This window comes from Mycolicibacterium sp. HS_4_1 (genome assembly GCF_054515875.1).
Map to the genome: position 1 here is coordinate 2,978,433 of NZ_CM137261.1, position 12,749 is coordinate 2,991,181.

Sequence of the window (12,749 nt, forward strand, 5' to 3'; positions counted from 1 at the left end):
GGTCATGGCTACCACCTCCGCACCCGGTGTGCGGGTTGCTGGTTGCCGCGTGAGGCAGGGGTATCGAAGCTACTACACCGACGCCCCGTGGGCGGATTGAGCGAAAGGCACCAGCACATGACGTATCTGCCACCGGGTCAACCGCCCCACGATGATCAGCCCGAGGGTTTGCCGCCTGGGCTCGAGACGTCCGTTCCGCCTCCGGGGTTCCCACCGCCGCCCGGATACGCACTCCCGCAGGGATACCCGCCACCGCCGGGATTCGGGTACCCCATGGGCTATGAGCCGCCCTTCACCGCTGGACAAGCCTGGACGTGGGCCTGGGGCCAGCTCCGCAAGCGAGCAGGGCTGCTTATCGGCGGACCGCTGGCGTGGCTGGCGATCATCGCGATCGTGTTCGTGCCGTTTGTCGTCATGACCGTCACGTTGGGCCCGAAGTCGGCCATGAACGCCGATGGCACCATGGTCCAGCAGGAACCGACCTCGCCGATGTTTGTCGTGGCGATGGTTCTCATGTACGCGGTCCTGTTTGCGGCCGGGATGTTCATGGCGAACTGTCTGATGGCAACGCAGTTCGACGTCGCCGACGGCAAGCCACTGACCCTGGCCTCGTTCTTCAAGCCGCGTCGATTGGGCCCGTTCGTCGGGGTGTACCTGCTGGTATTTCTGATGACGGTGCTCGGCATGGTGGCGTGTATCTTGCCGGGTATCGTCCTCGGATTCCTCGGCCAGTACGCGGCCTTTTTCGTCGTCGACCGCCAGATGAAGCCTGTCTCGGCCATCAAGGCGAGCTTCCGAATGGTGTTGGACAATCTGGGCACGACGATTCTGGTGTACCTGATCCTGTTGGCCGTCGGCCTGGTTGCCGAAGTCGCCATATTCCTGACCCTGGGCCTGGGCGCCTTGGCTATCGCTCCGGCGCTGTTGTCCCTCAACGGTTTGATGCATGTGGTCACCTATCGGCGCCTCTCGGGTGGCCAAGCAGCACCCGTCGCATAAACGCAGCCTCTGGGGGGGCGAGGACCAGAGTCGGCTGAATTAGCGTTAGCCGCATGTGAATACGCGCGCCGCGACTCTCCCAATCCGTCGAGGAACCACGCTCGACGCGAGCTGCCCGGCGGTCGTGCGGGGCTGGGCGGGGTGAGGCAGTTCGGACGGGCCTTCTGCATCGCGGCCTCGAGCCGTGGTCCTCGTCGGGCAACTGTGTGTCGAATGCTCGGCTAGCGTCGCTGCAGTGGTGAAAACCACAGCGAGGCAACTACATTGCGGATCGCTTAGGTAGCTACACAGCACTATCCTGGTGATGTGCCCGAGGAAAAGTTTGCGCAGCGCAACGGTGTCGTCCCCGAGTATCTGCGGAACGGCATGCTCGTCCGCGGGTTGTCTGCGGTGGCCTCCGATCCGGTCACCGATGAGCGGCGCGCACGTGAAGCGGTGCAACAGCAATGGTCGCGACACCAGGACCACCTCGGCAGTAACGTTGATGGGGATTGGGTGAAGTTCGATGCCGCGTGCCAGGAGATGGCTGACCAGGGCGTGCTGGTGCGGCACAATTTTACGTGTTGCCGGACCTGCGCCGACGACGAAATCAGCGACGAGCGCAGCGCTGAAAACCCGCAGTGGGGCTATGTGTTTTTCACCCAGAAGGATGCGTTCGGGCTCGCCTACGAATCGGCGTCGGCATGGCTGAGCTACGGCTCCTTCGGCGCAAGTCCGCAGATCCCGGCCGCTGAACTGGACCGGGCACGCGAACTCGACCAGGAGCGCGGCGGTGATACCGCGCTCCGTGTGCTCTACGAGCGCACGTTCGATCATCTGGCCGAAGTGATCACGACCTCGCTGGCTCACCATGGCCTGCGCTACGACTGGGATGGCAATACCGAAACGCGCATCAAAGTCATCGATATGGACTGGCGCCGGCCACTGCCCACCCACACAGCCGAGCCACCTCAGCCGCCTTCGGCACCGCCAGCGCCACCAAAGAAGTTCACGTTCGGATTCGGATAACTCGGACCGGACCCCACGGCAGGAACACGCACACCACCAACAGCGAACAGCGCCCAGCTGCCAAAGCCGCCGCAGACCGTGCTGACAGCGACCTCACGGCGGTGAGCGCGGCAATGGCCATGCGCCGCAACAAGATCGACGTCAGGAACAACCGTCCACGTCGCATGTCATCCTGACGAGAGGTGATGCCCCGGGCGGCCGCCGTAGTGGCGTGATCGTTGAACTGGCCGGGCCCGAACGGACCTTCATCTAGCACCGGGCCCGGGCGCCGGCGGGTCGCTGGCAGTGATGGCGGCCAGCTGGTCGAAGTCAAGATGGCCCGCCATGTATTGCTCGATCGGTGCCAGCGGATAGCCCTGCCCGGCAAGGTAATCGAGATAGGCGGCACCGTGCTGTGGCGGTGGGCGGCGACGCAACCCGCGAGACAACCCGAACTCGCACGCCCCGAACGCGGAGGCCACCACACCTAAAGCGGCCTGCCCCGGGGCCAGCGCGGCGAACACCTCCTCGTGCTCGCCGTCGGCGCACAGCAGATCCCGGGCGGCCAAAGCCATACTCGCCGGGCACAGATCATCGGAGGCGGCAAGGGCGCCCATGTTGCGGGCCGCGAACAACTCCGCCGCAGCCAGCCCGCCTGCCCGGATGTGTTCGCGAATCCATGCGCGCCGCGGCTGCTCGCGTTCGGCGGCAATGGAGTTGAGCATGCGAAGTGTGCGCCAGTCCCGGCCCGCGGTGCCGTCGTCGACTGCCGACCGGACGAGTTCAGCACCGGCAAAGGAGGGGCTGGCCTCGAGTTCACTCAGCCAAATCGGACGCGCTGCCTGGCCAGTGAGATAGCCGGCCTGCACCACCGGCACCGGCGCACGTCGCGCGAGATCGGCTACCGTCCTTGGATATTCACTCGCGAGGCACACGAACCGGTCTTCGCGCAGATGATCGCGCGTGTAGATCAGGCCCAGCGGCCAGCCGGGCCCGCGGTCACCGACATCCTGGTAAATGCGCCAGCCAGCGAAACCACCCACGCGGGGTAACAATTGTCTCGCGATGATTGCGAGCAGGTCTGGGATCGACGTCGATGATGGCAGCTGCCAGACCTCGTGGTGCAAGGTGGCGTCATCGCCCATGGACACCGATGCTCGGTCCACAATCAGCCGGCATAGCGAGTCACCAGGTTCGGCTTTGGTCATACATTGACGCTAGCGCGCCGACGATGCCGCTCGCCGATCGAACCGGCAGCCTCACACATTGCCGCGCCGGCGCACCGCCGGGGCGGCAGTGGTACGGGTCCGCGGTCACACCCCGCGGTAACGCTTGACGGCGAATCCGCAGTAGCCGCAGGTCTTGGTGTCCGCCGCCTTCATCGACCGCTTGCAGCGCGGGCAGTTGTCTGCCGCGGCGGGGACAGCGCCGTACCCGGAAACGGGTGGGGGAGTGGACGGCTGGGAGTGGGAGTCGGCTGGGCGCCGGGCGAGAAGTAGTGAGCCGACCAGGGCGGCCGCCACGCCTACCGCGGCAATGCCATGGGGCATCAACGACAAACCCGGGTTCATCGCGCCGGACAGCGCCGCACCAGCCAGGATCGGAACACTGCTCAGAACACACGCCGCGACCGGCAGGACAGCGCCGCGGTGGTTGCCCCGGCTCACCCACAGCGCGCTGCCTGCGATCACAACGGAACTGGTGATCAGAATCCATCCGCCGGACTGCAGCCGCACCAGCGTCGCGGCGCCCATGATGGCTGTGGCACCCAGGACGGCCAGCCCGAGGCCCACCCGATTGGTCAACATCGGGTCAGGCTATAGGGAGCAGGCTCCGCCAGCTCAGTAAACCCTGCTGATGCCGTGCGGTGGCAGGCGGATGCGGCGGGTCTTCTTGTCCCCGAGCTCGGGTTGCTGAATCTCTCACGTGAGCGTGCCGTCGTGAGCAATCGCGCACACCTCGTCGTTGACGTCGACGCCCGCTCCCAGTGCAGCCGCCGACGGCGACCAGGACGGCGGCCACGGCGCCAGCGAAGAGAACGACGCCACGCACAACCGCCACGGTATATCTGCATTTCCGTGTCGACGATGAATGCATCCTGGGGCCATCAGCAGCTAAAGTCAGCGGCGGGAGAGCGTTCGCACCGTCTGAAGTTGGCCACGCATTGCCGGGGGTCCCGGGGGAGCGACGCAGGGGAGGGAACGGCCGCAGACGGCCGCGTAGCAGTATGGGGGAATGCAACAGTGACCGATCTACCTGCGCCTGAAGGCTGGAAGAACCGATTCTTGCTGTACAGCATCGGCCTGCTCGTGATGGGATCGCTCGGGCTATTCTTCGCCTACAAGACTGTTCTGGCAGTGCAGCGCACGCACTGGATAGCCGCCACCATTTGCCTTGCGGTAGTGGTGATCTCGCTGATCATCGAAGCGGGCATTGTGTGGGTGATGACGGGCCACGCCAAACTGCGGGCAAGCGTGGATGCCGACGGAACGACGCTACGTCCGGGCCCGGTGTCGAAATACCTTGTCGCCCTGATGGTGACGATAATCGTCGGCAGCGGCCTGTTCCTGATGTTCGGATCGCAGCTGCATGACGATCTGCCCGCCACTGCCCGGGACCGCGGCAAGATCATCGCCCTACTCGTTTGCAGTCTGCTCGGCTTGGGGTTCATGGCCCGCACCCGCCGGCGTCCAGGGCCGATGCTGCGACTGTCCGCTGATGGCGTCGAGTTCAGCGATACGTACACCACATTCACACTCGCCTGGGACGAGATACGAGACATCACCGGCTGCGCGCCGAAAGGCAAGACCTACCGGCCGGTGGTGTTCGAAGTCCACGCTGATGCGCCGCCTGCGGTGATCAACAACGCCTCAGCGTGGGCCCCCGATGGTGCGGCATTGTTCTGGCTGATTCGCCACTACTGGCGCCACCGTGAGGACCGCGGCGAACTGTCCAACGGGGTTGCGATAGAACGACTTAGCGACCGAAGGGTCACCGCGTCATGAACACCCCACAGGCCGGTACGCGCATACAGTGAGGGTGGAGAAAAGGTGCGCCGCCGGCCCGATCGGCGGTTCAGTGCGTCCGCTGCGCTCATCGCGTCTGCACTGGCTAAGCCCGAGGGCTGGCGATCGCAGACCCTCGCCGTCACCGCAGCCCTGATGTGCCTCACCATGATTCCCACCGCCGCGGCGTCCCCGGCAGTAGTACCGCGCAGCCGCGACATGATTCTGCCGCTCGCGCAGGTGCTATCGATCGTCGGTGGGACCACGTTGCACGCCAATCCTGCCGAAGACCGCACCAGCCCGTGGGTCGACCACAGCCTGGACACCAAACTGTCAGCGCCGTGCCGGCACTTCGCTAACGCAGACGAGGCATTCGGAAGCACCTGGGTGTGGCGTGTTCCCAGTGAATGAGACCAACTGATCTGTCCCCGCTGTTTCGAGCCGCGGTCATGCGAGTTGAGGGATCGAATAGGTGGATGTCCAGAGCGTTTCGAACTCCGTGGGGCTGATGTTACCGAGGTAGCTGTGGCGGCGTTCGACGTTGTAGAAGTTGTCGATGTAATCGGCCATGGCGGCGGCCAATTCGATGGTGGTGGCCCACTTGCGGGTGTTGAGTAGCTCGACCTGCATCCGGGCCCAGAACGACTCCATGGCGGCGTTATCGAAGCAGTCGCCCACCGTGCCGAATGAGCCGAGCAGGCCCCATCGGCGCATGTTCTCCCCGAAGCTCCAGGACGTGAACTGCGTGCCGTGATCGGTGTGCAGAATCGTTGAACCACTTCGGTTTCGGCTTTCGACGGCCATGTTGACCGCATTGTTGACCAATGCGGTGTCCGCGGTAGTTGAGAAGGTGCGGGCCACGATCATCCGGGAGAAGCAGTCCAAGATCGCGCAGCAGTACACCTTCCCATCACGCGCGGGGTGTTCGGTGATATCCGTGCACCAAAGTTCGTTGGGCCTGCTAGCAGTGAACCGTCGATTGACCAGGTCAACTGGGGTGTCGACGCCGATCAGGTTAGGTTTTCGCCGCCCGGGGCGCGGCAACCCGTAGAGACCTTGCTCGGACATGATCGAGTTGACAAGTTTGTGGTTGACGTTCATGTCGTAGTCGGCCAACAGCGCAGCGCGCACCCGCTTGCGCCCGTAGGTACCGCGGGATCGCTGATAGATCTCGGTGATTGTGTCAGCCACAATTAACCGCCGCACCTCACGGTCCGGGACGGGCCTGCGCCGGTGATACTGCAACAGGGAACGGGCCAATCCGGTTATCCGGCAGGCAGATCGGGCTGAGTGTCCTCGCGCGATCAGTCCCTCAGCGATCGCGCGTCGGCGTTTTGGGGGCACCACCGCCTGTTCGTCGAATAAGGCGCACGCGTCGCGTGTCAACGCCAACTCGGCCTCGAGTTGGGCGATGCGCTTGTGGGCGGCTGCCAGTTCGTCGGCCTCCACGCTCGGGGTGCCCTCGATGACGCCGGCATCGATGAGCGCTTGATGTTTCCAACGGAACAGCGTCGCCTGGCAGATACCGGTTTCGGCAGCCAACACGGCTACCGGTTCACCCGACCGAAGCCGGGCAACGATTTGCCGACGCACCGACGACGAATACTGACGGGGCATGTGACCTCCCGATGATCACTCTGCCCTCGACTCTCACAACCGTGGACCAACAACACGGGTACAGATCAGGTGGACTCAGCAACGGGGACTCGCCAGGTGAACTTCGCGTCCGCGCGCTACAGCGGCTCGAGCAACATCGATTACATCGTAACTCCGCTGTACAAGGGTTCTGAACTCATGCCGGCAGCTGTACAGATCATTGCTAAAGGGAGTCAAGGCTTCTACCTAGCCGTCACTGTACTTAACGGATAAGATCGATTTAGATTCAAGCTAACCAAGGATTGAAATTATGGCCTCGATTGCAGAACTGATAGCGCTAGTACCTCCGCCTAGCAGAGCTCCTGGGCGGAGAGATTGGGCCAGCGTTGATCAGGAGTTGGGATTCGAGACGCCGCAGGACTACCAGTCAATCATCGACACTTATGGTCGAGGAAATTTCAGCGGCTTTCTGTACGTAATGCAGCCGTTGGACGACAATAGATCTCTTGATCTGACGTTCAGAACTAACATTAGTCAAGATGCGCTTCGGGCTCTCACCAACGAGGTAATTCCGTACCCAATTGACTCATTAGTCCAGTGCGCCTCCACGGATAACGGTGACTCTATCTACTGGCTGACCAGCAGATCACCACACGATCCGAATAAATGGCCGCTTGTGATGAATGCGGCAAGGGATGACGAGTGGGCTGAATTCGATGGAAATCTGCTCGACTTCCTGGTTGCTATCTTCAATAGATCGTACGTATTCCCCATCTTCCCGGACGATTTTCCAGATTTCGCCGGGGTACCTGCCCGGCGAGGACGCCCGATTTGACTTGATTGAGAAACCCGAAGGTTGGCGCATTGAGTCTATCGGCACATACGTCGCGCCGTAGCGGTCGCCGTCCGGATCGTCGCGGCGAAGTCACCATTCCACGGCGCCTCGATGATCGCCTCGACCAGATGTCTGTGGTACCGAAGTGATACAGGATCTTGCGAATCCATGCTTGGGCCCACCTAATCTCGGCTATCACCGCTGAAGTCGATGATAGTGGGTTTGCCGGGGATAGGTTTGTGGCCGAGCACGCTTCGATGGTCCGGATGCGGTGGATGTAGTCGCCCATTGTGTCCGCGTTTGCTTCCGCCGAGACGCCGAACCCCACGGCCTGCAGCCGATTTGAACTGCGGCGGTTGCAGTCTGCGCTCAGCGGTGGTCGATCTGCCGAACGAGACCATAGAGTGGGTTCTGCGCTGCGGCGCTGCGGTTTTCAGCACCAGCGGCAGTCACATAGCGTTGTGAAGTGGTCATCGATTCGTGGCCAAGTAGCTTCATGAGCGTGTAGACGCTGACATCGCAGCCAGCCAATTCTGTCGCGAAGGTATGTCGAAATCCGTGCACCAAGGCACCGGGGACAGGCTGCGCATCGGGCCCAGCAAGCTTGAACGCCCGCTTCACCCGGGACTGCAAGGTGCCACGCGTGATGCGCTGGCCGTCACGACCGACGAACACGGGAGCGTTGGCCGACCACCGCACTAACCCGCTAACTCCCTGTGCCGCAGAATGTTTCACGGCATCGGGAAAGCGTGCAGCGCGACTGTCCAGGTAAGCTGCGATGACCGACAGCAAGTCAGCCTCGATGGGGATGCTGCGTTCCTTTCCACCCTTTCCCTTGACATGGACGACGGCGCCACCGTCATCGAGAGTGCGTATGTCTCCGATATCGAGGACCCGCATCTCGTCGGCACGCAGACCCGCCAGCAGACTCGTCAGGATGAGCGCCAAATCCCTTTCGGCCCAGACAGTTTTGTTCCTCGAGTCGGTGTCTTGGACAACGGCGTCCAATAGGGTATTGACCGCGGTGCGGGGGAGAGCCTTGGGGAGGGTTTTGGCTAGTTTGGGCCGGCCGACCAGCGGCATCGGGTTAGCGTCGAGCTGGTCGCCGGTATAGAGGAAGGTGCACAACACGTTCCATGTGGACCAGCAGCGCCGGATCGACGCGGCTTCGTGTGTTGCGGCGTAGGAAGCGAAGGCTCGGCGCATCGCGTCTTTGGTTATGTCTGCCGATCATTGAGAAATGTGGTGAACCAACCTGGAAGCACTTCGGCGGCGCCGCCCGGGCCTGTTCCGTCGTCGTGGGGTGGCGCGATTGTGGCACTAGGAGGCATGATCTGATGGTATGAAAAAGAAATGGATAATTGCTGTTATCCATCAAATGCGGCTAAAGATGAAGCGCGGCAGTGATTTTCCCGTTGCCGTAAGAGTGGGTAAGTGTCACAGTGACGGATGTGCGCCACCCGATTGCGGTCGTGAACTTACTGCCATGAGTGGCGCAGAGTTGGCCTCTGAGGCCTTCGACCTGGTCGCGCTGCTCAACTCCGGCGACCTGACAGCACGGGGCCGGCGGATCGTCTTCGATGTCATCGTCAACGCCATGATTGAGGACTCGATCCCTGATCGCGAGTCTGTTGTGGCACTCATGGACCTGGTGGCAGGACGACTCAGCGGCGATGAATACCGACAGCGAATCTTCGACCGATACACAAGTGTCAAGTAGCTCGTCCGCACCACCCGTAGCCAAAATCACTGCCGGAGTGCGCAACTCACCGGCCCCGGAAGGTCTAGGCGCACCGGCACCATAACGTCACGTGACGTTTAATCAGCGATGAAGTCGCACGCCCACGACGGGTCCACGTCAGCCATCCAACGGACGCACCAGTCAAATCCGGCACTGTCAGATGGTCGTGGATTCAACCCGATTGAGCCGACTCAAACATCATCTGGGCCAGAAACTCCGGCCTAGACCAGGGCCTACGCCGCTGTCAGATGGTTCTGGAAAACAGGGCAGATTCGGACAGCTCGCATGTTTTCCCGGATTACTGTCAACAAGTCCTGGATCGGACAGAAGGTGAAGCGTGTGACCTTTACGCCACCGGTCGCCGTCTCGCCTGCAGTTCAATGATGTGCCGATAAGGTACATTATGTCAGTTAAACCACTGCATATTGCATCAGATGAATCAACGTCTGGCCGCTTGCCGGCCACCACGCCTCCCGTCGTGTTCGGCTGCGTTGCAACACTTTCCGCCCGCCGACCCCGCTCAGCGGACTCGCATCGGCAGTCGTGCTCGCTACACCCGTGGCCGTTCCAGCGACACGCTGACCTGGGGTCTTGACTTGATGATTCAACAGATGAATCATTGATTCATCTGTTGATACCAGATGGCAGGAGTTTCGGGTGGCAGTCGACGACGTCGGACGTGCATATCTCGTTGACGCGGTCAGGCCCCTGCACCCCGAAGAACAGACAGTCGCCGAAATGCTTCAGGGCTGGCGCAACCAGCAGCTCAGCCGCAATCTGCAGTTCGAGACTATCGACGCCCGCATCAAGCAGGTGCAGCGCTTCATCGAGCACTCGAACGAGTTTCCATGGACCTGGACCGTCGCCATGGTCGACGAGTTCTTCGGCGATCTTCGCAGTATCCACAAACTCGCCCAGTCGTCGATCCGTTCGTATCAGGTTGGCCTGCGACAGTTCTGCTCCTACGTCAGCAATCCGGACTACGGCTGGGACCGCGTCTGCGAAGCACTGTTCGGGACCCACCCATCCCAAGTCTTCTTCGACTGGAACACCGCTCGACACGTCCAGGAGAACGAGGCCCAACCCGAGAAACGCGCATTCACCAAGCGCGAACTTCAAGACTTCTTCGATCATGCCGACGAGCAGGTATCTGCCGTCGTAGCTTCGGGTAGAAAGGGTTGGTTGCCCGCATACCGCGACGCTGTGATGTTCAAGATCGCCTACTCGTATGGGTTGCGGTTCAACGAACTGGCCCACCTGCAGACGGTCGACTTCGCAAGGAACCCACACGCTAAAGAGTTCGGAAAGTTCGGCCTGGTTCATGTGCGATACGGCAAAGCGAAGAAGGGCTCCCCGCCGAAGCGGCGCAGCGTCCTGACAGTCTTCGACTGGACGCCCGAAGTGCTAGTCGACTGGCTGGAGAATGGTCAGCACCATATGGACGACGGGATCGACCTGTTCCCCAGCGAACGCGGAAATCTCGTCTCGGAAACTACACTCATCAGGCGGTTCCGCCGCTACTGTGACGATCTCGACCTCTTGCCCGGCCTCGATCTCCACTCGTTCCGACGGTCCTATGCAACGCACTTACTCGAGGCCGGCTGGGATGCGATGTTCGTTCAGCACCAAATGGGTCATGAGCACGCGTCGACCACAGCGATCTATAGCTGTGTCAGCAGCGACTACCGCACCCGGACGCTGCGAAACGCGCTCGACGCCACCATCGCCGCAGCGCTGCAGCCGAGACAGAACGGCGGCGCCGGATGAAACGCGATGTTGATTACCAATGGCGCCTCGCCGAGCTCATGGCGGGTCATCAGATGCACAACAGCACCGATCTCATACCTCGGCTGAACGAACGCGGCATCACGCTGTCACGGCCACAGGTCTACCGGCTCGTCCACCAACGACCCGAACGAGTTTCTCTGAAGCTCATCGCCGCGCTCTGCGACATCTTCGACTGCGGCCCAGACGATCTCGTCACGTTTACCGCTGCGGACGCCCGAAAGAAGGCCGTCAGCGCTGGCCGAGAAAACGTGGTAGAACTGAACAAGGCCATCCGCCCCAAACGTGCTCGGATCCTCAGCGATGACGATTGAACCGCTGCGCCGGAACACCGTTCGGGGACGACCCAAAGTCACCGACGGGTCAATGGAGTGTGATCGTTGCCACCGCGAGATGCGGCGCACGGCAGCAACATGGCCAGACGGCCGCATCTGCAACTCCTGCTACTACGAAGCAACCAGCCTCTACGGCGACTGTCCCAGCTGCGGATTCCACCGCCTTTTGCCGGGCCGACTGGACATCGGCGAGCAACCAGTGTGTCGAGACTGCGCACGTATCCGCCAGAACTTCTACTGCTCGTCGTGCAACGAGGAGCGGCGACCCTACCGCGGCAACGTATGCGCACGTTGCAGCCTCCGCGAAGACCTTGAGCGGGCGTTCCTCCACCCAGACTCTCCCGCGGGCTTCTCTCAACTCATCGACGCCCTGTGCGCAGCCGATCGCGCCGAGAGCATTATCACTTGGAAACGGTCGGACAAGGTTCAAGCACTCCTACGCTCCCTCGGAGACGGCACCACTCCCCTCACCCACGACGGCCTGGACCAGTACGAGCCCGCGGGCCGGCACGTCGACCACCTACGGGCCATCCTGCAGCACCATGACGTAATTCCCGCACGAGACAAGTATCTCGCCTACTTCGAGCGGTGGATCGAAGACAAGCTCCACCCAGTCTCAGATCCCGAGATTGCCACGCCAATAAGGCAATTCGCCACCTGGCACCACCTCAGGCGAATCAACGACTTAGCACTTTCTGGGGTTTCAACCCGAGGGCCCGTTCACACCTCGAAGCAGGACATCACAGAAGCACTGAAGTTCCTCGAGTGGCTTCGCGCCGAACACGGACGAACGATAGCCAACTGCACACAGCAAGATGTGGACCTCTGGGTCACCACAGGTCCAACAACGCGGCACCTCATCCGGACGTTCATCATTTGGTGCAAAAAGATGCGGGTGAACCGATCAATCACGCTCGGACATCGTCAGGCCAAAACGGTCCGGGTTCTCACGCAAGATCAGCGGCTCGAGTGGATTCGCGAGCTCCTATCTGGCGACAATGAATCGCTCCCCTACCGCGTCGCTGGAACCCTGCTACTTCTCTACGCCCAGCCGCTGGTGAAGGTCTCAGCCATCCCGATGAGCAAGGTGCTTGTCGCGCCCGACGGACTATCTCTCGAACTTGGGGTGACACCATCACCGGTGCCTGAGCCATTCGCCGAGATGCTGAGAACGCACACCGTCACGCGCCCGAACATGCGCACAACGGCTGGCGAGAGTCCTTGGCTGTTCCCTGGCATACGAGCTGGGGACCACATCCACCCAGACGGCATCATGGTGCGATTAAGGAAGCTCGGAATCAATATCCTCGGTGCTCGAAACACCGCTCTTCGAGAGCTGGTCACTCAAGTGCCTCCACCCGTGGTGGCCGAAATGCTTGGCTATAGCGCCCGAGTGGCCCATAGGCACGCAGCGTTGGCCGCCCAGCCATGGGCGCAATACGCAGCTAGCGGTGGATGAAATCAGA

15 protein-coding genes are annotated in these 12,749 nt (G+C 61.8%); 9 read left to right on the forward strand and 6 right to left on the reverse strand.

The window, feature by feature from the left end:
• Nucleotides 1-117: 117 nt before the first annotated feature.
• Nucleotides 118-999 carry a hypothetical protein gene (locus ACX12F_RS14215; protein ID WP_459370148.1) on the forward strand — a complete coding sequence of 294 codons (882 nt, stop codon included), beginning with the start codon at nt 118-120 and terminating at the stop codon, nt 997-999.
• 390 nt (nt 1,000-1,389) lie between these two features.
• The gene (locus ACX12F_RS14220) at nt 1,390-2,007 is read left to right on the forward strand and encodes a DUF6891 domain-containing protein (protein WP_459370149.1); all 618 of its coding nucleotides are present in this window, start codon (nt 1,390-1,392) and stop codon (nt 2,005-2,007) included.
• 245 nt (nt 2,008-2,252) lie between these two features.
• Here ACX12F_RS14220 and ACX12F_RS14225 read toward each other — a convergent pair whose 3' ends face one another.
• From ACX12F_RS14225 to ACX12F_RS14235, 3 genes are all read right to left on the reverse strand, one after another.
• A complete protein-coding gene (locus ACX12F_RS14225) occupies nt 2,253-3,194 on the reverse strand; it encodes a hypothetical protein (protein ID WP_459370150.1) in 942 nt (313 codons plus the stop codon).
• Nucleotides 3,195-3,299: 105 nt separating this feature from the next.
• Nucleotides 3,300-3,794, reverse strand: coding sequence for a hypothetical protein (locus tag ACX12F_RS14230; RefSeq protein WP_459370151.1), 495 nt, complete (start codon nt 3,792-3,794; stop codon nt 3,300-3,302).
• Between the two features lie 114 nt (nt 3,795-3,908).
• Entirely contained in the window at nt 3,909-4,034 is a 126-nt protein-coding gene (locus ACX12F_RS14235) for a hypothetical protein (protein WP_459370152.1), read from the reverse strand.
• Nucleotides 4,035-4,073: 39 nt separating this feature from the next.
• Between ACX12F_RS14235 and ACX12F_RS14240 the strand changes: the two genes are divergently transcribed.
• Both ACX12F_RS14240 and ACX12F_RS14245 read left to right on the forward strand, forming a co-directional pair.
• Nucleotides 4,074-4,991, forward strand: coding sequence for a hypothetical protein (locus ACX12F_RS14240; RefSeq protein WP_459370153.1), 918 nt, complete (start codon nt 4,074-4,076; stop codon nt 4,989-4,991).
• 45 nt (nt 4,992-5,036) lie between these two features.
• Nucleotides 5,037-5,402, forward strand: coding sequence for a hypothetical protein (locus tag ACX12F_RS14245; RefSeq protein WP_459370154.1), 366 nt, complete (start codon nt 5,037-5,039; stop codon nt 5,400-5,402).
• Nucleotides 5,403-5,438: 36 nt separating this feature from the next.
• Here the strand turns inward: ACX12F_RS14245 and ACX12F_RS14250 are convergent, their stop codons facing one another.
• Nucleotides 5,439-6,608 carry an IS3 family transposase gene (locus ACX12F_RS14250; protein ID WP_459367662.1) on the reverse strand — a complete coding sequence of 390 codons (1,170 nt, stop codon included), beginning with the start codon at nt 6,606-6,608 and terminating at the stop codon, nt 5,439-5,441.
• 289 nt (nt 6,609-6,897) lie between these two features.
• Between ACX12F_RS14250 and ACX12F_RS14255 the strand changes: the two genes are divergently transcribed.
• Nucleotides 6,898-7,422: an SMI1/KNR4 family protein gene (locus ACX12F_RS14255; RefSeq protein WP_459370155.1), complete on the forward strand. Its 525-nt coding sequence runs from the start codon at nt 6,898-6,900 to the stop codon at nt 7,420-7,422.
• 369 nt (nt 7,423-7,791) lie between these two features.
• Here ACX12F_RS14255 and ACX12F_RS14260 read toward each other — a convergent pair whose 3' ends face one another.
• A complete protein-coding gene (locus ACX12F_RS14260) occupies nt 7,792-8,628 on the reverse strand; it encodes a tyrosine-type recombinase/integrase (protein ID WP_459370156.1) in 837 nt (278 codons plus the stop codon).
• Between the two features lie 280 nt (nt 8,629-8,908).
• Between ACX12F_RS14260 and ACX12F_RS14265 the strand changes: the two genes are divergently transcribed.
• Nucleotides 8,909-9,142 (forward strand): antitoxin VbhA family protein, encoded by a 234-nt coding sequence (locus tag ACX12F_RS14265; RefSeq protein WP_459370157.1) that lies wholly within the window; start codon nt 8,909-8,911, stop codon nt 9,140-9,142.
• Nucleotides 9,143-9,787: 645 nt separating this feature from the next.
• Here the strand turns inward: ACX12F_RS14265 and ACX12F_RS14270 are convergent.
• A complete protein-coding gene (locus tag ACX12F_RS14270; protein WP_459370585.1) occupies nt 9,788-9,997 on the reverse strand; it encodes a hypothetical protein in 210 nt (69 codons plus the stop codon).
• On the opposite strand from ACX12F_RS14270, the gene ACX12F_RS14275 reads away from it, so the two are divergent.
• The 3 genes from ACX12F_RS14275 to ACX12F_RS14285 are packed head-to-tail and all read left to right on the forward strand — an operon-like array spanning nt 9,902 to nt 12,742.
• Nucleotides 9,902-10,930: a tyrosine-type recombinase/integrase gene (locus tag ACX12F_RS14275; RefSeq protein WP_459370350.1), complete on the forward strand. Its 1,029-nt coding sequence runs from the start codon at nt 9,902-9,904 to the stop codon at nt 10,928-10,930. The two genes, ACX12F_RS14270 and ACX12F_RS14275, sit on opposite strands and share 96 nt — an antisense overlap.
• Entirely contained in the window at nt 10,927-11,262 is a 336-nt protein-coding gene (locus ACX12F_RS14280; RefSeq protein ID WP_459370158.1) for a helix-turn-helix domain-containing protein, read from the forward strand. Before ACX12F_RS14275 ends, ACX12F_RS14280 begins: the two co-directional genes overlap by 4 nt.
• On the forward strand, nt 11,252-12,742 hold the full coding sequence (locus ACX12F_RS14285) for a site-specific integrase (RefSeq protein ID WP_459370159.1): 1,491 nt from the start codon (nt 11,252-11,254) through the stop codon (nt 12,740-12,742). The genes ACX12F_RS14280 and ACX12F_RS14285 overlap by 11 nt, the downstream gene beginning before the upstream one ends.
• Nucleotides 12,743-12,749: the final 7 nt, after the last annotated feature.

What these genes read in the sequence shown, in the direction of transcription:
- ACX12F_RS14215 (WP_459370148.1), top strand. Translation starts at nt 118, where the DNA reads ATGACGTATCTGCCACCGGGTCAACCGCCCCACGATGATCAGCCCGAG.
- ACX12F_RS14225 (WP_459370150.1), bottom strand. Translation starts at nt 3,194, where the DNA reads ATGACCAAAGCCGAACCTGGTGACTCGCTATGCCGGCTGATTGTGGAC.
- ACX12F_RS14230 (WP_459370151.1), bottom strand. Translation starts at nt 3,794, where the DNA reads ATGTTGACCAATCGGGTGGGCCTCGGGCTGGCCGTCCTGGGTGCCACA.
- ACX12F_RS14240 (WP_459370153.1), top strand. Translation starts at nt 4,074, where the DNA reads ATGAATGCATCCTGGGGCCATCAGCAGCTAAAGTCAGCGGCGGGAGAG.
- ACX12F_RS14250 (WP_459367662.1), bottom strand. Translation starts at nt 6,608, where the DNA reads ATGCCCCGTCAGTATTCGTCGTCGGTGCGTCGGCAAATCGTTGCCCGG.
- ACX12F_RS14255 (WP_459370155.1), top strand. Translation starts at nt 6,898, where the DNA reads ATGGCCTCGATTGCAGAACTGATAGCGCTAGTACCTCCGCCTAGCAGA.
- ACX12F_RS14260 (WP_459370156.1), bottom strand. Translation starts at nt 8,628, where the DNA reads ATGCGCCGAGCCTTCGCTTCCTACGCCGCAACACACGAAGCCGCGTCG.
- ACX12F_RS14265 (WP_459370157.1), top strand. Translation starts at nt 8,909, where the DNA reads ATGAGTGGCGCAGAGTTGGCCTCTGAGGCCTTCGACCTGGTCGCGCTG.
- ACX12F_RS14275 (WP_459370350.1), top strand. Translation starts at nt 9,902, where the DNA reads ATGCTTCAGGGCTGGCGCAACCAGCAGCTCAGCCGCAATCTGCAGTTC.
- ACX12F_RS14280 (WP_459370158.1), top strand. Translation starts at nt 10,927, where the DNA reads ATGAAACGCGATGTTGATTACCAATGGCGCCTCGCCGAGCTCATGGCG.
- ACX12F_RS14285 (WP_459370159.1), top strand. Translation starts at nt 11,252, where the DNA reads ATGACGATTGAACCGCTGCGCCGGAACACCGTTCGGGGACGACCCAAA.